Raw genomic sequence first — 23,604 nt, 5'->3', positions numbered from 1 at the left:
ATGTTATAATTATTCGATATCAGACCCATTTTTACAGGGGTCTTTCTGCCTAATGTCTATCACTATCTTAAAAAAACAAATCAAATTTAACATTAGGTCTTCGGAAACTGGATTGATATAGACGGTCAAACCAGCTTGTTTTTCCCCGAGAACCTACTATAGCTTACTATCTATTATACTAGCCTGCAGGAGGTAAAAAGCAATATGTTATCTAACTATTATACAGTAAAACAGGAAGATTTTGATCAATTAATCATACAGAAGTCACGATTTATCGGATATGTCAAACGCGTGGAAACAGAGGAAGAAGCGCAAGAATTCATTCAAACAATCAAAAAGAAACATCACGATGCCACCCATAATTGCTCAGCTTACATGGTCGGGGAACATAACCAGATTCAAAAAGCCAATGACGATGGTGAACCAAGCGGAACGGCCGGCGTACCGATTCTGGAAGTGTTGAAAAAGCAGGATTTGAAAGACACCGTTGTTGTGGTGACACGTTATTTCGGGGGATTAAACTTGGAGCAGGCGGCTTGATCCGCGCCTACAGCAGTACAACCTCACAGGCACTCCAAACGGCAGGTGTCGTGCAGCGCCGGCTTATGAAAGGTTTTTCGGTTGTTGTTGATTATGGACTGCTCGGAAAACTGGAAAATGCGTTGCGTCAATCGGACTATATTCTGGATACAATCAATTACCTGGAAAAAGTTGCATTTATTGTTTACGTTCCTGACGGTGAAGAAGCAGACTTTAGAAGCTGGGTTGTTAACCTTACCAGTGATCGTGTGGAGTTTGCCGATAAAGGGGTTGCCTATGTAGAGATTGACGTGTAACAAGAGAGGGGGGTCAGGGGGACTGTCCCCCTTACTTAAAGTTTCGACAGTGCTCTTTCGTCCCCGATCAATATAACATTTTCATGTCGTTGCAGAATGGAAGCAGGCATATCTGCTGTCACTTCGCCATTGACAAGCTGTTTAACGGCGTCAGCTTTTTTCTCACCGGAGACCAGCATTACGATCTGCCCGCTTTCCATAATTGTTCCAATACCCATTGTAAGGGCTTGGGCAGGTACATCCTCTATGGACGGGAAAAAGCGTGCGTTTGCTTTTCGTGTTGATTCGTCCAAGTCAACCACGTGTGTGCGGCTTTCCAATGGCGTCCCCGGTTCATTAAACCCGATGTGCCCATTCAGACCAAGACCAAGCACCTGAAGGTCCACATGACCGGCGTCCGCAATCAGTGCCTCATAGTCCCGGCATTCCTTTTCCCTATTTTCTGCGTCCCCTCGGGGCACAAAAGCACGTTCTGCCGGCAGATCAATATGATTGAACAATTTGTCATTCATATAATACTTATAACTATTCGGATCATCTGCCGCTAATCCGGCATATTCATCCAAATTGAATGTCGTTGCATTTTTAAATGACACATTCCCTGCCTTATATTGATCGATTAATTGCTGATACAGCCCTTCAGGCGTGGATCCTGTTGCAAGTCCCAGCACCGGGGCTTCCGATTTCTGCACTTGTTCAAGAATTAATTCACAAGCCTTTTCGCTCATTTCATCATAGCTTTTCGTTTGTATGATTTTCAATGGTTTATCCCTCCTGGTATGCGATTGAACCGCGGCAAATTGTATATTTGATGTGCAAATCATCATCAACCAATAACAAATCTGCGTCTTTACCTAATCTGATGCCGCCTTTTCTGTCAAAAATGTTCAGTTGTTTGGCAGGGTTTTCCGATGCCATCTTTACGATATCGCGGAGTGAGGCATCTTTCAAATTTAGCATTTGCTGAGCGCCGTTATGCATTTTCAAAATACTGCCGGCCAATGACCCATTCTCAAGAACAGCGCGATCATCCGTAACAGTCACTGGCTGTCCGCCTAGTTCATAATTGCCGGGGTGTAAACATTTTGCCCGCATTGCATCCGTTATGAAGATTAATCGCTCACTGCCGACATTTGAAAAAATGAGCTCGAGCATTTCCGGTGACACATGAATACCATCAGCGATCAGTTCTGCACGCAGATCTTCCAGTCGAAACGCTGCTCCGACTGCTCCTATATCACGATGATGGATGCCATTCATCGCGTTGCAGAGGTGTGTTAATTGCCTGAGTCCATGCGGAATTGCCTTTTTAATATCTTCGAAACTCGCATCTGTATGCCCGGCAGAGACATTGACACCTGATTCATACAGATACTTGATGAATTCGCCGGTTTCGTCATGCTCCGGTGCCATCGTGATAGTTTTGATTGAATTACCTGACATCTTTTGCCAATATTTAAATTGATCGATGTCCGGTTCCATTATATATTGTGCGGGCTGTGCGCCTTTTTTGCTCGTCTCGATAAACGGCCCTTCCAAATGAGCACCGATGACTTCTGCTTTCCCCTGTTTTGATTGGTAATTTGCCACATTTTTAAGGGCATTATCGATTTTGTCATAAGCCTGGGTAATCGTTGTCGCCAGAAAGCTTGTCGTCCCCTCTTCCGGCAGCGCCCCGGCCATTGTATCCAAGGCTTCTTCGGTCGCATCCATGACATCCGCTCCGGCCGCCCCGTGTATATGACCATCGATAAATCCCGGAATAAGCTTCAGCCCCGTGCCATCAATCAGCGTCGCTTCCTCCGGCGGTTTTTGCTCATCTATATGTATCGCTTTGATTTTTTTTCCTTCAATTAATAAAGACCCGCTAATTATACCATCTTTTTCCGTGAAAATGGCAGTATTTTGAATATAAATCTTGTTTTCCAATCGGCTCATTCCCTTGTTCTTTTCTGCTTTTAACGTAGCATTTCCATTACCGGACTGTCCATTCACTAAAAAACTGCACCTCCAAGGGAAATGCAGCTCTCTGTTTGTTAATGACCTGGTGTATATGATTTTTCACCTGATAATTCCTTGACTAATTTCTGAACGAGTTCTTCTGCTGATTGAATTTTTGAGGTCTCTGTTTCTTTGATTAATTTCTCCATCAAATATTTATAGCGTTCCTGTTCTGCCATTTAAAAACCGCCTTTACACAATTCTCACGTTCCTGTTCGACATCTTTTAATCAAATATACTAGAATTATAGCACATTTTGTAGCCGAAAGTTATCGAAATCTATCGACTCAATAAAATAATTCGTTATGTGCTGTGTTTTTTTGTCCAATAACGCCGAAAAAAGAGTAATAGAATCAAAGCCATCAAGGCGCCGATTGTATCAAGCAGTACGTCACCGATATACGGCGTCCGGTTTGCAGTGAAACCTTGGTGAAATTCATCTAGTGCAGCATATGCTGCGGTCAGTAAAAACGATACAGCTAGTGTGAATCGCCACCTGAAGCGGCTTGTCTTCTTTAACGCTATAACAAATAAGCACATCAACATGAAGAAAACACCGAGATGAGCGCCTTTACGCATAAAAAATTCTATAAATCCCTCCACACCAATTGCTCTGACACTTACTTCAGAATTGTGATACGTCAAAACAATCCAATCCAGATATGGCGTCAAAAAAGATAAATCAAATGTGTTTGCCAAAAATGGTTTCACGTCCTGGTTTTCGTATGGCTGAGCCGATGAATAAAAAATAACGCCCATCCAGCCGACCGGCAGCAGCCAGTATAAATATTTCACCATTAAATCACCCTGGTTGTTCAATTATTAGGTTTGTTTTCAGGCTCTAAAAGCCACAAATAAAAAACCGCAAGCCTCAGCTTCACGGTCCCGGAAATTAATTATTTTGCTGATTACGCCATTTATAAAATTCGAGGTACTCTTTGAACTGTTCCTTTGAGACTCCTGAGTTCATTGCTTCCTGAACAATTTGCAGCCATTCGCCATCCAGCTGCTGATTTTCATCCGGCTCATCTTCACTGATTAAGTCATTCGCTGATATACCCAATACGGCACTGACTTTCTCGATAAATTGAATGGAAGGGTTTGTCTGAAGGTTTCGCTCGATGGAGCTTAAATAGGACTTAGCTACGCCTGCTTTTTCTGCCAGTTCAGAGATGGACATCTTCTTTTCTTGTCGTAATTGTTTTAGCTTTTCACCGATCAACACATACACCTCTTTTAATTTGAATTATAACATAAAAAGATGTATGGTTCTATATTGGGAACATCTATTTCACATATTATTTTTGGCCGTTATTTAATATCCCCCGAACCTCTTCAGCCGTCAGTCCGTTCAGTTTTGCCGCCTTCACCAATACAATCCATTCCCGGTCTAATTTCATATATTCTTCCGCTTATCAGAATCGTCAACCCATCCACTTCCCAGGCAGTCCGGACGCCATGGCAATAATGCTTTAGACCCGTGACTTTGCATCCTTTTTTTCAACAGTATGCTTTTTTCTAAGCAAACATTCGTAGTATAAGACTACTATACTATAAATTTAGGTCTTTTTGGGTGTCACTTTTGTCAAATGTAAACTAGTTTTGTTATTTTTTAAATATATATTAGGCCAAATGGCTTATTTACGACACTTGAAATGTGCAGAGGAATAACATATAGTCAAAATAGGATAAAGTGAAACTACATTCAGTGGTTTGCTTTCCTACACTGAATAAAGGGGAGCAAAGGCTAAGTTCACCACATCCTCGAAAAAGGAAAGCACCTTTTCTTCATACGATGCATTGCTGTTGCAGTTTTTCCTTGTCCTGTGATAACGCTTCCCGAGACCCGCTTCCTGCGAGTCCAAACAGAATCGGGTATTTATGAGAAGTTATCCGGCGTTTTTCGGCGGGTTGCGGACCATTACATGCGGGATAAACTGTCAGAAGATTACATACACCTGGCTAATAACAACTATACTGAATTGAGGAGAATTGATTTGAAATCACGATTGGAGAAAAATCATTCAGGAAAAAAACGTAAATGGCCCTATTGGGTGGGTGGATTCCTGCTGCTTCTTTTGATTATTGTTGGCATCGGCCTTATATACATATATGACAAAGTCAGTGACACTGCCGAAACAATGCACGAGCCACTCGACCGGGATAATAACCCTGAACGGCAACAAGAAATTAATGAAGCATTTGACGAGCAAAAATCTCTCAATATTCTATTGCTCGGCGTTGATGAGCGCACAAACGATGACGGACGCTCAGATACAATGATTTTGCTTTCGGTCAACCCCAATGTAAAGACAATCAAAATGCTTAGTATTCCGCGGGATACACGCGTCAGGATACCCGGAGAGGGCGAAGACAAAATAAATCATGCCTATGCATTTGGTGGTGTTGAATTATCGATTCAGACAGTCGAAGAAATGCTGGGTCTCTCGGTTCATTTCTATGCTAAAGTCAACATGGAAGGCTTCCATCAGGGCATTGACGCCTTAGGTGGCGTCACTTTATCCAATGAACGGGCTTTCTCTCAGGGCGGCTATGATTTTCCAACAGGTGAAATTCATCTGAACGGCGACGAAGCATTGAGCTACACCCGTATGCGAAAGGGAGACCCCAGAGGCGACATTGGCCGGAATGAACGTCAGCGTAATGTTATACAAGCCGCTATTAATGAAGCTGCAAGTTTTTCAAGTGTTACAAAGGTGACGAACATTCTCGATATTATTGGTGATAATGTCAAGACAGATCTGGATTTTGAACAAATGCGCACTCTGTTTACCGATTACCGGCAAGCCCGGGAATCAATTGATAGTATGGAATTAAGCGGCAGCGGCCAGTATATTGGTGACATCTGGTACTACATTGTCCCGGATGAAGAAATCAATCGTGCCCAAAACGAATTGCGCAACCACATGGAGGCGAGGTAGAGCGAAACTGCATTCAACGGAATTGGTTTTTATTCCGTTGAATGTTAGTTGAGCAGAATCGGGTATTCAGGGACAGTTAGCCGCCGCTTTTTGGCGGTTTACTGCTTATTACATACGGGATAAACCATATTGCCCGGCGGTAAAAGTCTGTAAGCGGCTCTTACCGTTTTTTATGTCAGATTATGAACATTTCTTAATTCTTAAGCCGATTTTTTAAGCTAAATTCTGTGCATGTTATTGCACAACTAACATGATATAATATAATTAAAGAAGCAGGAACAGAGGGGGATCACATGAAAAAAACAGCTCTATTTGTCTTTTTATCGTTGCTATTTATGGTGAGTGCCTGTTCAAATGATGACATAACCCCGCAAGAACGCTTTGAGAAATACGTTAATCATTGGAACAACCAGGAATTTTCCCAGATGTATGACATGCTGACATCACAGGCAGCGGAAACTTATCCAACCGAGGATTTCGTCGACCGCTATCAGACCATTTATAACGATTTAACCATATCTGATCTCAACATAACTTTCGAAGATTTATCCGAAGATCAAATGGAAACAGCTATGGAAAAAGGTACAGCACAATTTCCATTTACCGTTGAAATGGAATCAAGCGCCGGACCGATAACATTCGATTATAAAGCAACCCTTATAAGGGAGGAAGTAAGCAGCAGTGAAGAAACAGAAGAAAACTGGTTCGTCAAATGGGACCCCGGCTTCATTTTTCCCGAGATTAAAGACGGGGGCGAGATCGCATTGGAAATCAGTGAGCCGAAACGGGGCGAAATTCTTGACCGTAACCGCATGCCACTAGCCATCAATGACAACGTACAAGAAGTTGGAGTCGTCCCTGAAGACCTTGGTGAAAATCCGGAAGAAACAATACAGAAAATCGCTGACTTGGCAGGTATGTCCACAGAAGAGATAGATGGCGTACTCAACCAGGATTGGGTGCAGCCTAATATGTTTGTACCACTTACTAAACTGCCGCCATCGGAGGAAGCTGCCATTAATCAGTTGAGTGAATTGGATGGGGTTACTTTCAGTGACGCAACCGGCCGTGTCTATCCGCTCGGTGAAGCAGCAGCTCACCTTACAGGTTATGTCAGCCAGGTGACTGCAGAAGATCTGGAGGAACTCGATCAGGACACGTATGATGCTGATGACATGATGGGACAGCGCGGGCTTGAATCACTCTTTGAAGAAAGATTGAAAGGTGAAGAAGGCGCCACGATAACAGCAGTCAGCGAAGATGGCGAAGAAACTGTCATCGCCGAAAAAGAAGCTGAAAATGGGGGAACATCGTCACAACCATTGATGTTGACGTGCAGGAAGCTATATATGAGGCCTATGATGGTGATTCCGGAACAGCGGCAGCCATCGATCCAAAAACAGGCGAAACATTGGCCTTAGTAAGCAGTCCATCCTTTACACCGGACAACTTTTTATATGGCATTTCCCAGTCAGACTATGATAATCTGCAAAACGATCCGCAGCAGCCGATGCTCAATCGTTTTTCAGCCACCTTCTCTCCCGGCTCTGCCATTAAACCGGTCACAGCAGCCATTGGGCTTAATAATGGCAGCATCAAACCCGGTGAAGGAATGGAAATAAACGGCCTGACCTGGAGCAACGGTGAAGGCTGGGGAGATTATGAAGTCCGGCGTGTCAGTGAATCTGATGGTCCTGTAGATGTAACAGACGCACTCGTTCGCTCTGATAATATTTACTTTGCCAGAAAAGGTGTCGAAATGGGCAGCGAGAAATTCGTCAATGGTTTCCAGGAATTCGGCTTTGGCGAAGACCTGCCATTTGAATATCCGATGACATCATCGACGGTCTCATCAAACGGAGCGATTGATGATGAGGTGCAGCTTGCCAATACAAGTTACGGCCAGGGCGAAATTGAAACAAGCGCACTCCATCTTGCATTGACCTATACACCATTTTTAAATGACGGTAATATGCTAAAACCTACTATTTTGGCTGATAATGATGATTCTCAAATATGGAAAGAACAGTTAATAACGAGTGACCAGGCAACGCTTATTCAGGATACACTCAGAGATGTTGTAGAAGAAGGCACGGCGTCAGGAGCGCAGGATGCAGACTTTCCAATTTCAGGGAAAACAGGCACAGCTGAACTCAAGCTCGCAGATGAAGAAAATGGCGAAGAAAACGGCTGGTTTGTCGGCTACCCGTCAGAAGATCAGGATATTTTAATCGCCATGATGATAGAAGGCACTCACGACCGAGGCGGAAGCGGATATACCGTTAATAAAGTAACAGACATTTTAAAGGAAGTTAAACAGTAATGACAAAAGTCTGTCCGAATTAGCCGGGCAGACTTTTTTACTGACATATTTTTCTAATTTTCATTAACGAGTTTTCCAGAATAAAAATCGACTGCCGCGGTGTTCAATGTTAATCAATTTAGACTGTTTTTTTATGTGTTTTTTCAAGAACAAGCTGATAGTTTATATCGATTGCCATCATAAATTTATAAAATGTGAATGCAGTTAGGATGACTTGCAGAATTAGAAAAATCGTATAAGTCCCTCTAAGTTCCATGTTCCCCACCTTCTATTGGATTTATTATCCTATAGAAGGTTCAGCAATTCTTTGACATAGGTCAATTTTAAAAACATTTCTTTTGAGGAATTATGGCAGGCTCTGAATGATTTTATGAACCGTTTGTTCAATATCGTCTTCAGTCACAGCCTTCATATAGTTTGTCTCCTGCCGTGAAAAGATTTCTCCGGCTAATTTCAAGTAATGAATACCATTTTTCATGGATGATTTGTATCGTGCATTCGTGTTGTTGATTTCCGATGCAAATTTCTCGTCTGTCCCCGCCGCAATAAATTCATCATATAAATCGACAATCACTTCTCCTTTTCGTTCAGGGAAAAATTCATGCGGATCAGTGCTGTCAAAAATACAAAAATCCAGATCACGCACTAATACCATGTCGACACTTTTCGGATCAAAACTGCAGTAGTAGAGTTCCACATCAATCCCGTGGTCCGCGCATGCAGCAGCAATTTTTTTCATGAACGTGGACTTGCCCGTACCAGCTCGCCCTTTAATGTAATAGACCTTGTTTATGGCGTTAATAAGCTGCGGTACAACATTCACGATACCATCCACTGTATTTGTGCCGAAAAGTCTTGTGTATGTGTGCGCCGTGCGGTTTTTCTTTTGTACATTGTTAAGCAGATTTTCAATGAATTCTTCTGAAAACGCATCTGCATAATCAAAATCCATTTGGTTAATGTATATTTCTTCGAGTTCATCGTGAATTTTCAGGCCTTCCGCAAAGCTATCGTATGCTAGTTGTGTAAGATGGTTGACCTCTGCCGGGTTTTGTTCTTTAGCGGGGAAAGACGCTGTCAGATTAATCGTGTCAGTACCTCTTTCTGCAATTCTATCATCAAGGAATGCTACCGATTGATCACGTACAATGACACCATCAAAAAAATCTTTCCCAAGAGCGCTTTCCAGAATTTCAAGCTGATTCTCGTCATATAGCTTTGTCAACTTTTTTATTATAGCTGTTTTTAATCGTATTGACGGATGCTTAAGTATGATAACCTTTTCAATGTCAAATACATTTGTCTCAAGATGATTAACAAAGCCCTCAGCTGTGTTGCCCGTTACATAATAATACAACAAATTGGACACCCCACTTTAATAAATAATATCTATTCAGTTTATGCTAGCGGGAGGGCTTTTGTGAAATAGACTTGCTTGGTATATGATACTTATTAATGCATTATTTGCTTTGAAAACTATACTGCAAGTAATCTAACTTCAATACCATTCCGCCCGCCGATCCTGAAAAATCGGTATCCGCTTCCTGACTTCATCCACTTTATCCAAATCAATTTCAGAAAGAATCATTTTTTCCTCACTGCCGCCTTCTGTAATGATTTCGCCCCATGGATCCATGACAAGTGACATACCGCCAAATTCGTTATTCGGATCAGATCCTATACGGTTGCAGGCGATCACATAACATTGATTTTCAATGGCACGTGCCTGAAGCAATGTACGCCAATGATCGATACGGGATTTTGGCCATTCAGCGACGACATACATGACTTTCGCCCCATTCACCGCTGACTTCCGCAGCCATTCCGGAAAGCGGATATCATAACAAATGAACCCTGCCGACGGGACACCATCCAACTCAAAATCTGCTTCATCCTGACCTTCGACGAGATGCAAGTGTTCATCCATCAGCTGAAACAAATGAAGCTTGCTGTATTTATGAACAAGTTTACCATTCTGATCGATCACCAGCATTGTATTTTTCATGCCATCCTTGCTATCCTCGGCAACAGATCCGCCAATGATTGTGACATTGTGCTGCTTAGCCAAATCACTTAAAAACTCTGTTGTTGCATGAGCGTCTTTATCAGCAAGAACATCGAATCGTTTTAAATCATAACCTGTATCCCAAAGCTCAGGCAGTACAACCATTTCCGCACCTGACTGTACCGCATCCTTCACCCATTTATTGACTCGGGCAAAGTTCACTTTCGGATCACCATATGTCACATCCATCTGAATCAAAGCAATTTTTTTCTGCATCGCTAAAAACCTCCTAAAAATAAGACTTCCGCTACATCTATAATCGAATCAAAATCGGATATAGGATGTAAGAGAATCGTTATAAAAATAATGCCCCCAAATCGATTTCTAATTCGATTGTAATATAAACCTATCCATATAACATCCATTACAATCTAATTTAAAAATCGTCATCCCATCTCAAGGATAACGATTTGACTGTCTTAATAATGACCAAGCAACCCTTTTTGCATGGCATGTTTTTCACATGCCATATAAAAAGTGAATCCGATTAATCCATATACAATCGTGTTCCCAATCAGCCAGGCGTAATCCCCCATTGTAAAATCAGCCAGCGTATAGCCATTGATCATAATTTGCCGCGTCATATCAACGCCTTTTACAAACGGGGCTGCCACCATGTACGGCGCAACGGAAAGCGGCACAAATGTCAGGCCGGCTACGATAAACTGCAGAATTTGCAGAAAGGAATTTATTTGTTTAAAAATCAGGGCCATCCCGGCTACAATAAAACTTGTGCCGATCATGCCGGCCAACGTCAGCAGCAGAATCGGGAAAATGGATACCGGATTTAAATTCAACCATTCACCCGCTGTTGCCATGGATAAAAACAAGAGTCCAACCACCAGGACAAAGTGGTTAACAATGGTTCCGAGCAATCTTGAAAGGAGTATTTTCCATGGTTTGACCGGTGACATGAACAGCTGCTCCAACGTTCCTTTCATGGCTTCATCAGATATCGTCCAGCCAATTGACTGCAGAGTCATCATCCCAAAATACCAGAAAATATAGTTGACGATCACATACTGTGTGTTGGTGCCGGCCTGTGCGGGGTCTCCAATCACCTGAATTCCGAACATCATCGCAACAAAAATAATATAAAATGTAAGCAGCAGACTGATTGTGTTCGCTTTGTAACGTTTCAGTTCAATGTATTCCATCATGGTGTTGACTCTTACCACATTCCAAAATGTTGTCATGATGCTACCCCTTCGTTAACCAGCTTACGGAAGACCTGTTCAAAATTAATTTCGGTCTGGTTGATTGTTTCAATCGGCGTTTGATTTTGTTTCAAAATATCCATCAGTTTGAAAATATCCTGTTCCTGATCGAGATTAATCTCCAGGGTTTGTGCCTGCCAGTGGTGGATTGGAAACTGTGCCGACAGCATCGATTGCTGATCATCTGTGAGCGGTTCCTTTAATTCGACCCGGTAAGCACTTGTCTCAAACAATCTTAATAATTGGTCAACACGTTCATCAGCAATCACTTTTCCGGCGTTGATGATGATTGTCCGTTCACATAAGTCCTGCACAACCGGCATATCATGCGTGCTGATAATGATTGTTTTGCCTTGTTCACGAGCAATTTTACGTAATAGATCGCGAACCTCATAGCCTGTCTCGACATCAAGGCCCAACGTCGGTTCATCCAAGAGAACCACTTCTGTATCAGCTAGCATGGCAACTGAAACGGCAAGTTTTTGCTGCATTCCGCGTGACAGATTATTGACCAGTTCGTCTTTTTTGTCCTGCAATTGGAATAAGCTCAGTAATTCCTCGACTTTTTGACGGATTTCTTTTTTCGGCACACCGCGGTTGCCGGCAAAATAAACGAGATTTTCAAAAACAGTCAGCCGCCAGTACAAGTTGCGGTTCCCTTCCAGAACTGCACTGATATGACGGAGAGCTTTATCACGGTCTTTAATGCTGTCAAACCCGTTGATTGTCACTGCCCCCTGGTCCTGAACAAGCAATCCGCAGATCATTTTAATCGTCGTCGTCTTGCCGGCGCCATTCGGACCGAGCAGCCCGACAATCTCACCTTTTCCTACTTCAAATGAAACATCACTGACAGCCGTAAAGATTTGTTTGGATTTTCGTTTTTTGTATGATTTATGTATACCGTTTACTGAGATGATCGATTGCATTTAATTGCCTCCTTGAACACCTGATATATATAATTATACACATTTTTTCAAATAAAGTGAAACTTCATTCAGTGGAGTGTTTTTTTCTCCACTGAATTGTTAGTTGAACAGAATCGGATATTCAGGGTCAGTTGACCGCCGCCGTATTGTGGCGGGTTACTGACTATTACATGCGGGCTAATGCATCAGCAATCTGGTGTTTTTAAACATTCGTCTGGAGACTGATAGGCATGCAGGCTTAAAGGATGGAAGGGGGTGCATTTTTCATGCTCATATTTCCGTTTGCCGGTCCATGTTTGGTTTCTCCCGCCCATGTTTCCGCTCTCCGGCTCATGTTGGCATTTTCCCGCCCATACTTCCGCTCTCCGGCTCATGTTTGCGCTGCAGCTTAAGGAATGAGAATCTTCGCTATATCAAAAAAATACCCATGCAGTGCAGAGCCTGCATGGATTTTTTCTCAATTCATTGCTTTTCGTTCCTCTTCACTGAACACCCTGGACCTCGTCAAAAACCGTTTTCCTTCTGGGCCTTCCAGTGAAAACATTCCGCCGCGGCCATCAACGGCATCGATGATCAGCTGGGTATGCTTCCAGTATTCATACTGATCTTTTGACATATAGAAAGGTGTCTCACCAATTTCGCCAAGCAGTACATCTGATTCACCGACACGGAATTCTCCTCTTGGGTAACACATTGGCGAACTGCCGTCACAGCATCCGCCTGATTGATGAAACATAAGGGAGCCGTGTGTTTCTTCCAAGGTGTCGATCAGTTTCAGGGCTTCATCAGTCGCGGTTACACGTTCGACCATTTGTCACACCCTTTCTGTATAATTTATGCAGTGAAACTGGTTGCCGCTATTTTCAGCCGGCATAGCCTTATTAAAACAGCCCTGCCGGATCTTCACTGTAACTGATTAACAGGTTTTTTGTCTGCTGATAATGGTCAAGCATCATTAAGTGATTCTCGCGGCCAATGCCTGATTTTTTATAACCGCCAAACGCTGCATGTGCCGGGTATTGGTGATAGCAGTTCGTCCAGACACGTCCAGCTTCAATACCACGGCCGAAGCGGTATGCCGTATTGATATTGCGTGTCCAAACGCCGGCGCCCAGTCCATACAATGTGTCATTGGCAACTTCCATTGCCTCATCATCGTCTTTAAACGTTGTGATAGCAAGCACAGGGCCAAAGATTTCTTCCTGAAAGATGCGCATTTTATTGTCGCCTTTAAAGATGGTCGGCTCAATGTAGTAGCCTTCTTCCATATCACCGTCCAACTGGTTAACTCCGCCGCCGGTAAGGACTTCGGCGCCTTCCTGTCTGCCGATATCAAGATATGATTTGATCTTCTCCATTTGCTCCTGTGAAGCTTGGGCACCCATCATAGTTTCAGTATCAAGCGGGTGTCCGATTTTAATTTCATTTACTCGCTTGATTGCTCGCTCCATAAATTCATCATAAATAGATTCATGCACGAGAGCTCTTGACGGGCATGTGCAGACTTCACCCTGATTTAAAGCGAACATAACGAGTCCTTCAATTGTTTTGTCCAGAAATCCGTCATCTTTGTCCATGACATCAGGGAAAAAGATGTTCGGTGATTTGCCTCCGAGCTCAAGCGTTACCGGAATAATGTTTTCCGAAGCATATTGCATAATTAACCGGCCAGTTGTCGTCTCACCGGTAAACGCAATTTTGGAAATCCGGTTATTCGATGCAAGCGGCTTCCCTGCTTCCACACCAAACCCGTTTACAACATTGAGAACACCCGGCGGCAGAAGATCTTTAATCAGATCAAGCAGCACATGAATCGACGCAGGCGTCTGCTCAGCAGGTTTCAGTACAACACAATTGCCGGCTGCAAGTGCCGGTGCCAGTTTCCATGTGGCCATTAAAATCGGAAAGTTCCACGGAATGATTTGTCCGACAACTCCAAGCGGCTCATGAAAATGATAGGCTACCGTGTCATTATCGATCTGACTGATGCCGCCTTCCTGCGCCCGAATTGCTCCCGCAAAGTAGCGGAAGTGATCCACCGCAAGCGGAATGTCAGCCGCAAGCCCTTCTCTGACTGCCTTTCCATTATCCCATGTTTCCGCAACTGCGAGCATTTCAAGATTGTCTTCCATCCGATCAGCAATTTTGTTTAAAATATTTGCCCGTTCTGCAACAGGTGTGCTGCCCCAGGCATCTTTTGCCGCATACCCGGCATCAACTGCAGCCTCCACATCCTCTTTTGTCGATCTTGCCAGTTCACAAAACACTTTTCCCGTGACAGGGCTGACATTTTCGAAATACTTTCCATTTGCCGGCGGACGGTACTCTCCGCCAATATAATTGTCATACTGCTTTTGAAAATTGACTTTTGCTCCTTCTGTATTCGGATTTGCGTATTTCATTTGCCATTCCTCCCTATTTTTTGCAATCGCTTACAAAATCTGATGGGATTCTGGATGATTTGTCTAATTTAAATTATACACTTAATTTTGGAATTATTCTACTATTTAATCCTTTTCACAAATATAAAAATCTGCCTCACCATATAAGCAAGCCAGATTTTCATGCGTTGAAAAACGCGTCATGTTATCGGTATTGAAACGCAATATAAAAAGATGCCATCCACAGACATCTTGATTCAGCTGGTCATTCTAATGTTCCTGCTTAAGCTTTCATGTCACCTTCAATCTTGCAGTTCCGGCAGCACACGTACTTCCCTTTCCATTGAAGATTGACAAAGCGGACATTCCGGTTCCTTATTAAAACTGAATGATTCCCTCATCCAGCCCGCACAATCGTCACTCGTACATGACCATACATTCGTTTCCACTTCCGGAATAGGTTGTTTTGGTCCACGGGAAAATGACATAACAGCATCCCCTTTCACGGTATTGTTACTATCATACGCCTTTTCCATACAGTTGTAAAATTTTGCTTGCCGTATCAGGCGTTAGTACAGTATATGTTAAAAGTGTGAAAATAGAAGCAGGCACCTCTTACAGGACGTATTCAAAAAGGAGGATAAAGTGAAACTTCATTTGATCATTATATGCGGGAAAAAAAACCAAGAAGTTCGAGGCGGTGCAATGTATGCCTTTAGATACATGAGCACAAGGAATGCTTCCCTAAATCAGCATCGCACGCGAGCATTAGTGCTTTTCTTTTCCAAGGTGCTGAGAAACAAGCCAACTAGAAACACCGACGTGTCATTTTAACGGACTTTTTGAACAATTTCTTACAGGACAAATTTTTCAATCGCTTTTCCGACACCATCCTGATCATTTGTCGCCGTTATATGGTCAGCAACCTTCTTAATTGCTTCCTGCGCATTTCCCATCGCGACACCAATCCCTGATTCCTGAATCATTTTAATATCATTCAGACTGTCGCCTGCTGCCATGACATTTTCCATTGTAATGCCTATCTCCTTGCAGACACTTTGCAGTGCACTGGCTTTACTGACGCCTTTTGGGTTCACTTCAATATTAGTCGGCAGGGAGTTTGTCAATTCCAGATCATCGTAATGGGACAACTCTTTAACAATCGCATCCAATTTGTTTTGATCAAATGATTGACAACCTATTTTGAGCCATTCATACGCGGAGAAATCATCAGGCTGTTCATTAAACCACACTTTGTCCGTTGACACCATCCAAGTGATGAGCCCCATATCTTTCGCCAACCCCCATATCAATTTGATCCGCTCGGGGTCAAGCAAATGACGCTCTCTTAATTCTTTGTCAACCGTCCATACTTCACCGCCGTTTGATGTTATCAGAAAAGATGTCAAATTCAGTGATTCAGCATATGGGTAGCATGTACCAAGCCACCGACCTGTGCTCAAAACAACGTGAACATTCCGGGCCAGTGCCTTTGCAATTTTTTCTCGTGTAAATTCTGAAACGGTTTCGTCACTTTTCAGCAATGTTCCATCCATATCCAATGCGATTAATTTAATAGCCATTCAAACGCTCCTCTTCTAAGTAAAACTTCATTCACCACAGCGCTATCTCCCATTGATGTTAACGCCAAAATGAACCCGGCAAATGCAAAGGCCCTGCTGAGTTCATGATACATATAAAGACAGGCTACAGTGAAACTGCATCATACAGCCCTACTAAACACCTTCATCTCAAGTTAGTGTAATATATTTCGGGTTGCTAAGCAATAGTAACCTGCGCCGCACCGGCCGAATAAAAAACACTCTGGTACCAAGCAGGATAATGGGTTTACTGCACTGCTTCTTTAGTAATTCCTTATGAAGGTGTCCATTTTAAATAAAAATGTCTCCATTTGAACAGCACGTTCTTGTGCCGCCTCGACTGAAATCGGGCTGAAGCGGATTTCACCGTTTGGCACGAGCTGGGCCAGTTTTGGCAAATCAGTTGATATGACCGTTCCAATCCGTGGATATCCGCCTGTGGTTTGCCTTTCCGCCATTAATATAATCGGCTGTCCATTTCCGGGAATCTGGATCCCCCCAAACGGTATTGCATCCGACCAGATATCGACAGATTGTTTATGTATCATTGGCTCCGAATTAAGACGGTATCCCATCCGATTGGAATTGGCATCGACAGTATGGGCAGTGCTGTAAAAGCGGTCCAGCTCCTGTTTGCTGAAATGGTCAATATGAGGTCCCTCTACAATCGACACGTTAATGGCACTGGGATAAGCGGGGATTGCCATTGGTGACAGACCGATGCCGGATGGTGATTTGACCGGAAAGCCATTGATGGATTGATCTCTTTGCAGTTGCTGCCCAAATCCGCTTTTCACATCGGTCGATTGGCTTTGAAAAAATGCTGGAGCATCAAAACCGCCTGCCACTGCAATATACGCGCGGACGCCCTCCTGATGCTTACCGAAAGTCAGCCGGTCTCCCCGCTTCATCTTGAATGACTGCCACATCGGAGCAGGATTTCCATTCAGGTTCGGCCCGAGTGCCGCTCCCGTAATCGCAACAGTGATGGGCTCCGGTGAACTCACGTCAAGTACCGGACCGACTAGCGTCACCTCAAGACATACGGTATCTCGGTCGTTGCCGACAAGAATATTAGCCATTTGCAGGGCGAAATGGTCCATGGCGCCTGATACCGGCACCCCATATTGCTGAAAGCCATACCTCCCAAGATCCTGAAATGTTGTCAAAACACCTGGCTTATGCACTTGGAAGATGGTTTGCTTTTGCATATGATCACTCATTAACTAAACCCCTCTTTTGTCCGAAAGCGATTCATCCCCACTTATTTTTGGGCTAAGTCCTTCTCAAAATTAAAGTGGGGGTGTTATCGTCTGTAAATGATAAAAAAAGCAACCGTTGTAACAACTCCTTATATAGCTTAATCCTCATTCATACTGTCTGTCACGAGGTAACCACCTTTCTGATACTGATAAGAAGTTTGTTCTTTTCAGGTACTGTTATTATACTACGTACTGCTTAATAAACAAACTTGCCAATAAACAATTTCATAGTTGATCTTGTGAAATGGCGTTTTGAATTTTAATAAGACGGGAAAAGGATTGAAGCATCATAGACTAACGGAAAATATTATACAGAAAGGATGACTAAAGTGGATAAACTAAGCTTGGAAACTGCAAAGAAGCTGATTGACAATGCTGAACGGGAAGCGGGGAACATAGGCGTGCAAATGGTTATCTCCATACTTGACGATGGCGGGAATCTGATTGCCACGCACCGGATGGATGATGCATGGCTTGCGAGCATCGACATCGCACATAATAAGGCTTGGACATCAGTCGCCCTAAAAATGCCGACATCCAACCTGGAAGAAGCAACAGTACCCCAAGCGGAACTTTGGGGTCTCAACACAACCAACCAAGGAAAAATCGTCGTATTCGGCGGCGGCATCCCACTTGAAAAAGACGGAAAAGTGATAGGGGCAGTCGGCGTAAGCGGTGGAGCCGTTCCACAGGACGTCCAAGTGGCAGAAGCAGCAGTCAATGCATTTGAAAAGGAATAAGAAAAACCCGGCTACGGCTTTCCTAAAAGTCAGACTTAAAAAATCAGCGAAACAGTTTCATGACTAAAAACTTCAGCTAAGATCATCTACTTTCTGATCTTAAAAAAATACGCGACTAACCGAATCCAAAAATGCTCAGAGCTTAATCTGAGCATTTTTTTGGCATATTGGAAAATTATACGGACTCTTTCAGTTAACTGCCTTTCCATTTTATATTCAATTTGAATAATATATCGTAAGCGTGAAGGAGCGTCAGGGAAAGGAGTGGTAACGATTCAGGATTCAAACGAACAGGGAAGTTACAACTCAAAATTATATGAAATAGAAGCCCGGTTGAAAGTATTGGAAAAGTCATTAGAATCAAAAGCAGATACGAAAGATGTCATTGTAAAAATCGATGAATTGATTAAAGAAAAAGAGCTCATTACAAAATCGGAATTAAACAACTTTCATAAGAAAATGGAAGCAACGTTGAATGCCAACCATGTTAAACTATTAAAATGGATAATAGCAACCGGTATCAGTACTGTCGCTGCGGTTGCAGGAGTCCTCCGTCTCTTTATTTGAATGATCCTTCATGCACTCAGTATTGAGCTGACTTCAGCGGGAGGCTTCTTCCCGCTGATTCTGTTTTTACAAACCTTTTTCACAATGGTTACATGCTATTTTGCCCTGCTGCCAGCCTTTCCGATTGCTTGCACATCAACACCACTCTGTTCTAACGCTGTGCGCAATTTGCCGGCAAACGCTACAGCTTGTTCGCCGTCACCATGCAGGCAAATCGTATCAGCCTCAATCATAACCTCTTCACCTGTGACAGCATGGACTTTTCCTAAGTTTAGCATCCGCTCAACCTGCAGAACGGCCTCATCAGCATCTCGTATCAATGCATCCGGCCGGCTCCGGGGAGTTAAACTGCCATCTGCCTGATATGTCCGATCGGCAAATACTTCTGATGCAACACTCAGACCCGCCCCACGTCCGGCAGCTAACAGCTCGCTTCCGGCCAGGCCAAACAGCTCCAACTCATCATCAACATCCCGTACAGCCCGGGCAATTGCATCTGCCGTATCACGGTTTTTTGCCGCAATATTATAAAGTGCGCCATGCGGCTTCACATGCTGCATCCTGACATTATGAACCTTGCAAAATGCTTGAATACCGCCAATTTGGTGAACCACCATCCGGTACACCTCTACAGGTGAAAAATCCATCATCCGCCTGCCGAAACCGGCTAAGTCCGGAAAACCCGGGTGCGCACCAACCCGTACACCATGTTCTTTGGCAAGGCGAACTGTCCGGTCCATTACATCAGGTTCCCCCGCATGGGCACCACAGGCAATGTTTGCTGATGTGATATAGGCAATAAGCTGTTCATCGGCCCCGAACGTATACATGCCAAAGCTTTCACCCATATCACAATTTAAATCAATCCGCTTTGTCATCACTTATCACCTTCCCCATCTCAAAACTGCCGTCAGCAAGTTCTTGTTTTATCGTCTTATACTCACATTCGTCAATTTGATAGAATTGTACCTTGTCACCAGGCCTGAACAAAAATGCATCTTCTTTTTGAAAATCAAACAGCTTCATTGGCGTTTTCCCAATAATATTCCAGCCGCCCGGGGACTCCAACGAATAAACACCGGTTTGTTCGTGCGCAATGCCGACTGATCCTGCTGATGTTTTCTCACGCGGCGCTTCAAGTCTTGGTGTGGCAATGCGTTTGTCAAGTCCGCCAAGATAAGGGAAACCCGGCAAAAAGCCCAGCATATAGACAAGATACGTATTTTGGGTATGAAGCGCTATTACGCCGTCTTCTGACAATTCATTAACAGCAGCAACCCGTTTCAAATCAGGGCCATACTCCCCGCCATACACAACCGGAATGGTTATAAGCCGTGTTCCAATATTTTTTTCTTCCAACTCTATCCGGAATACATGGTCAAGTTCTCTGCAGAGTTCACGATAACGGATCTTTTTTGGTTGATAATAGATGGTTATCGAATCATATGCCGGAACCCATTCCACAACTCCATATATCCCGGCGTGGTCAAGCTTGCGGGAGAACAACTGAATTGACCTGTTCAAGGCAGGTGTCACGCTTCCCTGAAACTGAATCTTAACAGCAAAATCCCCAACAGCTTGCATGTAAACTGACATGCATATCGCCTCCAACGACGTTTATATAGCATTCTATTAACAGCTTAACATAACGTTTTCAGGTGGGACAGAAGACAAAATAGCTTGCCCAGTGTTGAATGTTTATTTATAATGGTGAATGTTATCGATTTCATTTTTTATATTATTTTTTTAAAGGAGGAGCTGTATGATAACTGCTACTTGGAACTGGCTATGGGACAAACACGACCAGGCAAAAGAGATGCTCAGGTTTTTCGTGCGGCCAAATGAGTCAAAATTTGGTTCTGACAGCACGAATCCAAACAGCACGAAAGAAACAAGCGGCGGAAATGGAAATGGTACGAACCATAAACGCCCTTATTCCACCGCCCAATTGATTGGATTAATTTTAGGTCCTGTTTTATTTATATTGACGTTACTATTTTTCCAGCCGGAGGGACTTTCAGATGCTGGACAAGCGGTTCTGGCCAGCACTATATGGATCGCTGTATGGTGGATGACCGAGGCTATTCCGATTCCGGCGACTTCCCTGCTTCCGATTATTCTGTTTCCGCTGACAGGCGGACTTGAAATTGCGCCGACAACCTCATCATACGGCGATGATACGGTTTTTCTTTTTATGGGCGGGTTTATGATTGCCCTGGCTATGGAAAAATGGAATCTGCACAAACGTATCGCATTGACAATCATTTCGGTTATCGGAACCAACACCGAACGAATCATTCTCGGTTTTATGGTGGCAACCGGGTTCCTGTCAATGTGGATTTCCAATACGGCAACCGCCATGATGATGGTACCGATCGGCCTTGCTATCATTTATCAGGTTTCTGATCAATTAAAGAATGACGATACAATTGATACATCTAAAGAAAATTTTGCTTTCGGTAAGGCTCTCATGCTGGCGATAGCCTATTCTGCTTCAGTTGGCGGTATTTCGACGCTGATCGGCACACCGCCAAACACTGCACTGGCCGGTGCTGTCGATAATATGTATGGCATTGAAATCTCGTTTGCGGGATGGATGCTGTTCGGTGTTCCGGTCGCATGGTTGTTCATTTTTGTTATATGGTTTTATTTGGTAAAAGTTGCCTATCCGCAAAAAGTCAATCAGTTGCCTGGCGGACGGGAAATTATCCAAGAACAGAAAGACGCTTTAGGCAAAGCATCATTTGAGGAAAAAGGTGTGCTTGTTGTTTTCACGATTGCTGCTTTGGCTTGGATCACCCGTTCATTTATCCTCGTTGAATTTGTAAATGAAAATATCAGCGATGCGATTATCGCCATGACAGCGGCAATCATTCTGTTTATAATTCCGGCCAAAAACCGGGAAGGTGATCATTTATTGGACTGGAACTCCGCGGTCAAACTCCCTTGGGGGATTCTGCTGCTGTTCGGCGGCGGTTTAGCCATTGCAAGCGGGTTCCAAGAATCCGGCTTATCCGAATGGCTGGGTAATCAGCTTACAGTACTGGAAGGCGTTCACCTGTTTATTGTATTGCTCGTTGTTGCCGGTATGGTTATTTTCCTGACAGAGATTACATCCAACACCGCAACAGCCAATATGATGTATCCGATTATGGGGTCACTGGCAATGGCGCTTGGTGTTCATCCATTTACTGTGATGGTCGCTGCGGGTGTTGCTGCATCCAGTGCATTCATGCTGCCTGTTGCTACACCGCCAAACGCTGTCGTGTTCGGTTCAGGCTATTTACGGATTCCTGATATGGCCAAAGCCGGTATTGCTTTGAACCTATTTGGAATCTTATTGGCCGCACTTGCTATTTATTTCTGGCTCCCGATAGCATGGGGAATCGATTTGACCGAAGTGCCGGAAATGATACAAAACAATTAACGTAGAAAACAGGAAGACCCGAGGGTTTTCCTGTTTTTTAATTGGTAAAGATAATTTTAGTGTTTCACCCGGATGACACGAATGATTACGACGTAGACTGCCGGAATGCATGCGAGCAGAATCATCAAACCGACCCAGCCTGTACTGTTCCACAAAGGCGCAAGCGCTGAACTCCCAAGAGCGACACCTACATAATACGAAACCAGATACAGACTGGAAGCACTCCCTTTATGTTCTGTCACTTCTTCACTTACTGACGAAGCCGTTAAAGAATGAGCGGTAAAGAACCCGAGACATGTTATGCACAATCCAACTACTATCATCCATAACGCCGGTGCCAATGTCACAAACATGCCGGTAACCATAACAAATATGCCGGACATCCGAACCGGGTGCAATCCAAATCGTCCTGCAAGCCAGCCTGCAAGCGGTGATCCGACAACACCCAGACCATAGGCAAAAAACGTATATGAAATCACCTCAAGCGGCAATGAAAATGGCGGCGCCTCAAGATAAAACGGCAAATAAGTCCACATGCCTGTAAATGACGTTTGGAGGACGATGCCGAGACCGAAAAACAATAGTAAGGCAGGATTTTTCAAATGATAAGCAAATGCCTTCATATCACTGGAAAACGGCAATGTGCTCGGCTTAAAAAAGCGAGAGGCCGGCAACATGAATATCACTGCAGCAAGACTGAGAAACCCCACACCAGCCAAAATGTAAAAAGCAATCTCCCAGGAAAAATGATCCGTCATATAGCCGGTCATGACCCGGCCGACCATTCCGCCAAGCGCGTTGCTGGATATGTAAAATGCGATTGCTGCATGGACGCTCCGCTTATCAATTTCTTCACTCAAATAAGCGAGTGCTGCTGCCGGAAGCCCGGCTAAAGCAATCCCTTGGAAAAAACGCAATACGAGCAACAGCATAAATGAATCAAAGAGCGGTATGATCAAAAAAGGAATCGTTGCCCCTGCCAGTGATAGTTTAATAAAAATCGTTCGTCCGCTCCGGTCTGACCAAAAACCGAGCACAATCAGACCAACGATCAGACCTATGATTGTCAAAGATAGCGACAGCCCAGATGCAGAGACCGAAATGTCAAACTCTTCCACAAAAACAGGGAAAAGCGGCTGCACTGCATACATCCCGGCAAACACAAAAAAAGATGCCAATGTCAGACTAAGCGTGATCCGCCAAAAATAAAAATCGCGCATTGAATATTCTCGCTGTGCCATATGTGTCACATCCATCTAAGTAAAACTTTTACCTACAGTTACATCTCGTTACAAAACTCATTATTTTAGCTA

Annotated in this window: 25 protein-coding genes, 1 pseudogene and 1 riboswitch; of the genes and pseudogenes, 7 read left to right on the top strand and 19 right to left on the bottom strand. The window is 43.7% G+C overall.

All coding sequences use genetic code 11. The features are described from left to right. Positions 1 to 204 precede the first annotated feature (204 nt). Positions 205 to 836 (top strand): annotated as a pseudogene (locus AOX59_RS18240) (YigZ family protein). A gap of 35 nt (positions 837 to 871) precedes the next feature. Here the strand turns inward: AOX59_RS18240 and nagB are convergent. From nagB to AOX59_RS20140, 6 genes are all read right to left on the bottom strand, one after another. Beyond that, positions 872 to 1,597 (bottom strand): glucosamine-6-phosphate deaminase, encoded by a 726-nt coding sequence (gene nagB / locus AOX59_RS18235; protein ID WP_068447750.1) that lies wholly within the window; start codon positions 1,595 to 1,597, stop codon positions 872 to 874. 4 nt (positions 1,598 to 1,601) lie between these two features. Then, complete coding sequence (gene nagA / locus AOX59_RS18230) at positions 1,602 to 2,774, bottom strand: N-acetylglucosamine-6-phosphate deacetylase (protein ID WP_068448462.1); 1,173 nt, start codon at positions 2,772 to 2,774, stop codon at positions 1,602 to 1,604. A 98-nt stretch (positions 2,775 to 2,872) separates the two neighbouring features. After that, positions 2,873 to 3,016, bottom strand: coding sequence for a hypothetical protein (locus AOX59_RS19890; RefSeq protein WP_156418751.1), 144 nt, complete (start codon positions 3,014 to 3,016; stop codon positions 2,873 to 2,875). Between the two features lie 124 nt (positions 3,017 to 3,140). Next, the gene (locus tag AOX59_RS18225) at positions 3,141 to 3,635 is read right to left on the bottom strand and encodes a VanZ family protein (protein WP_068447749.1); all 495 of its coding nucleotides are present in this window, start codon (positions 3,633 to 3,635) and stop codon (positions 3,141 to 3,143) included. Between the two features lie 94 nt (positions 3,636 to 3,729). Next, positions 3,730 to 4,059 carry a helix-turn-helix domain-containing protein gene (locus AOX59_RS18220; RefSeq protein ID WP_068447747.1) on the bottom strand — a complete coding sequence of 110 codons (330 nt, stop codon included), beginning with the start codon at positions 4,057 to 4,059 and terminating at the stop codon, positions 3,730 to 3,732. A 76-nt stretch (positions 4,060 to 4,135) separates the two neighbouring features. Next, positions 4,136 to 4,237: an anti-repressor SinI family protein gene (locus AOX59_RS20140; RefSeq protein ID WP_218917908.1), complete on the bottom strand. Its 102-nt coding sequence runs from the start codon at positions 4,235 to 4,237 to the stop codon at positions 4,136 to 4,138. A 40-nt stretch (positions 4,238 to 4,277) separates the two neighbouring features. Then, positions 4,278 to 4,360: riboswitch (cyclic di-GMP riboswitch) on the bottom strand. A gap of 474 nt (positions 4,361 to 4,834) precedes the next feature. Here AOX59_RS20140 and AOX59_RS18215 point away from each other — a divergent pair. From AOX59_RS18215 to AOX59_RS20385, 3 genes are all read left to right on the top strand, one after another. Further along, positions 4,835 to 5,779, top strand: a complete 945-nt coding sequence (locus AOX59_RS18215) for an LCP family glycopolymer transferase (RefSeq protein WP_068447745.1) — start codon at positions 4,835 to 4,837, stop codon at positions 5,777 to 5,779. Between the two features lie 293 nt (positions 5,780 to 6,072). Continuing rightward, complete coding sequence (locus AOX59_RS20390) at positions 6,073 to 7,200, top strand: NTF2-like N-terminal transpeptidase domain-containing protein (RefSeq protein ID WP_237049323.1); 1,128 nt, start codon at positions 6,073 to 6,075, stop codon at positions 7,198 to 7,200. Then, a complete protein-coding gene (locus AOX59_RS20385) occupies positions 7,113 to 8,102 on the top strand; it encodes a penicillin-binding transpeptidase domain-containing protein (RefSeq protein ID WP_237049322.1) in 990 nt (329 codons plus the stop codon). The genes AOX59_RS20390 and AOX59_RS20385 overlap by 88 nt, the downstream gene beginning before the upstream one ends. 118 nt (positions 8,103 to 8,220) lie before the next feature. On the opposite strand, the gene AOX59_RS19885 is transcribed toward AOX59_RS20385, so the two are convergent. From AOX59_RS19885 to AOX59_RS18165, 10 genes are all read right to left on the bottom strand, one after another. Then, positions 8,221 to 8,358, bottom strand: coding sequence for a hypothetical protein (locus tag AOX59_RS19885; protein ID WP_156418750.1), 138 nt, complete (start codon positions 8,356 to 8,358; stop codon positions 8,221 to 8,223). A gap of 90 nt (positions 8,359 to 8,448) precedes the next feature. Continuing rightward, a complete protein-coding gene (locus AOX59_RS18205) occupies positions 8,449 to 9,471 on the bottom strand; it encodes a hypothetical protein (protein ID WP_068447743.1) in 1,023 nt (340 codons plus the stop codon). Between the two features lie 129 nt (positions 9,472 to 9,600). Next, complete coding sequence (locus AOX59_RS18200) at positions 9,601 to 10,383, bottom strand: carbon-nitrogen family hydrolase (protein WP_068447741.1); 783 nt, start codon at positions 10,381 to 10,383, stop codon at positions 9,601 to 9,603. A gap of 203 nt (positions 10,384 to 10,586) precedes the next feature. After that, entirely contained in the window at positions 10,587 to 11,363 is a 777-nt protein-coding gene (locus tag AOX59_RS18195) for an ABC transporter permease (RefSeq protein ID WP_068447739.1), read from the bottom strand. Next, a complete protein-coding gene (locus AOX59_RS18190) occupies positions 11,360 to 12,313 on the bottom strand; it encodes an ABC transporter ATP-binding protein (protein WP_068447737.1) in 954 nt (317 codons plus the stop codon). Before AOX59_RS18190 ends, AOX59_RS18195 begins: the two co-directional genes overlap by 4 nt. Before the next feature lie 457 nt (positions 12,314 to 12,770). Continuing rightward, a complete protein-coding gene (locus AOX59_RS18185) occupies positions 12,771 to 13,124 on the bottom strand; it encodes a DUF779 domain-containing protein (protein WP_068447735.1) in 354 nt (117 codons plus the stop codon). Between the two features lie 70 nt (positions 13,125 to 13,194). After that, positions 13,195 to 14,715: an acetaldehyde dehydrogenase ExaC gene (gene exaC / locus AOX59_RS18180; RefSeq protein ID WP_068447734.1), complete on the bottom strand. Its 1,521-nt coding sequence runs from the start codon at positions 14,713 to 14,715 to the stop codon at positions 13,195 to 13,197. 281 nt (positions 14,716 to 14,996) lie between these two features. Further along, complete coding sequence (locus AOX59_RS18175) at positions 14,997 to 15,182, bottom strand: cold-shock protein (RefSeq protein WP_068447732.1); 186 nt, start codon at positions 15,180 to 15,182, stop codon at positions 14,997 to 14,999. Positions 15,183 to 15,548: 366 nt separating this feature from the next. Then, the gene (locus AOX59_RS18170; RefSeq protein WP_068447727.1) at positions 15,549 to 16,277 is read right to left on the bottom strand and encodes a Cof-type HAD-IIB family hydrolase; all 729 of its coding nucleotides are present in this window, start codon (positions 16,275 to 16,277) and stop codon (positions 15,549 to 15,551) included. Positions 16,278 to 16,558: 281 nt separating this feature from the next. Next, positions 16,559 to 17,518: a 5-oxoprolinase subunit C family protein gene (locus AOX59_RS18165; RefSeq protein WP_237049321.1), complete on the bottom strand. Its 960-nt coding sequence runs from the start codon at positions 17,516 to 17,518 to the stop codon at positions 16,559 to 16,561. A gap of 368 nt (positions 17,519 to 17,886) precedes the next feature. On the opposite strand from AOX59_RS18165, the gene AOX59_RS18160 reads away from it, so the two are divergent. Further along, entirely contained in the window at positions 17,887 to 18,297 is a 411-nt protein-coding gene (locus AOX59_RS18160; protein ID WP_068447725.1) for a GlcG/HbpS family heme-binding protein, read from the top strand. A 264-nt stretch (positions 18,298 to 18,561) separates the two neighbouring features. Beyond that, on the top strand, positions 18,562 to 18,864 hold the full coding sequence (locus tag AOX59_RS18155) for a hypothetical protein (protein ID WP_068447723.1): 303 nt from the start codon (positions 18,562 to 18,564) through the stop codon (positions 18,862 to 18,864). Between the two features lie 95 nt (positions 18,865 to 18,959). Here AOX59_RS18155 and AOX59_RS18150 read toward each other — a convergent pair whose 3' ends face one another. Both AOX59_RS18150 and pxpB read right to left on the bottom strand, forming a co-directional pair. Next, positions 18,960 to 19,742: a LamB/YcsF family protein gene (locus tag AOX59_RS18150; protein WP_068447721.1), complete on the bottom strand. Its 783-nt coding sequence runs from the start codon at positions 19,740 to 19,742 to the stop codon at positions 18,960 to 18,962. Then, positions 19,726 to 20,460 carry a 5-oxoprolinase subunit PxpB gene (pxpB, locus tag AOX59_RS18145; RefSeq protein ID WP_068447719.1) on the bottom strand — a complete coding sequence of 245 codons (735 nt, stop codon included), beginning with the start codon at positions 20,458 to 20,460 and terminating at the stop codon, positions 19,726 to 19,728. Before pxpB ends, AOX59_RS18150 begins: the two co-directional genes overlap by 17 nt. Before the next feature lie 166 nt (positions 20,461 to 20,626). Here pxpB and AOX59_RS18140 point away from each other — a divergent pair, with 166 nt between their 5' ends. Further along, complete coding sequence (locus AOX59_RS18140) at positions 20,627 to 22,291, top strand: SLC13 family permease (RefSeq protein ID WP_068447715.1); 1,665 nt, start codon at positions 20,627 to 20,629, stop codon at positions 22,289 to 22,291. 56 nt (positions 22,292 to 22,347) lie between these two features. Here the strand turns inward: AOX59_RS18140 and AOX59_RS18135 are convergent, their stop codons facing one another. Beyond that, positions 22,348 to 23,532 carry an MFS transporter gene (locus AOX59_RS18135; protein ID WP_068447713.1) on the bottom strand — a complete coding sequence of 395 codons (1,185 nt, stop codon included), beginning with the start codon at positions 23,530 to 23,532 and terminating at the stop codon, positions 22,348 to 22,350. Between the last annotated feature and the right edge of the window lie 72 nt (positions 23,533 to 23,604).

This window comes from Lentibacillus amyloliquefaciens (assembly GCF_001307805.1).
GTDB lineage: Bacteria > Bacillota > Bacilli > Bacillales > Amphibacillaceae > Lentibacillus > Lentibacillus amyloliquefaciens.
Note: the sequence above shows the minus strand (reverse complement) of the source record. Positions and strands in the feature narration are given on the sequence as shown.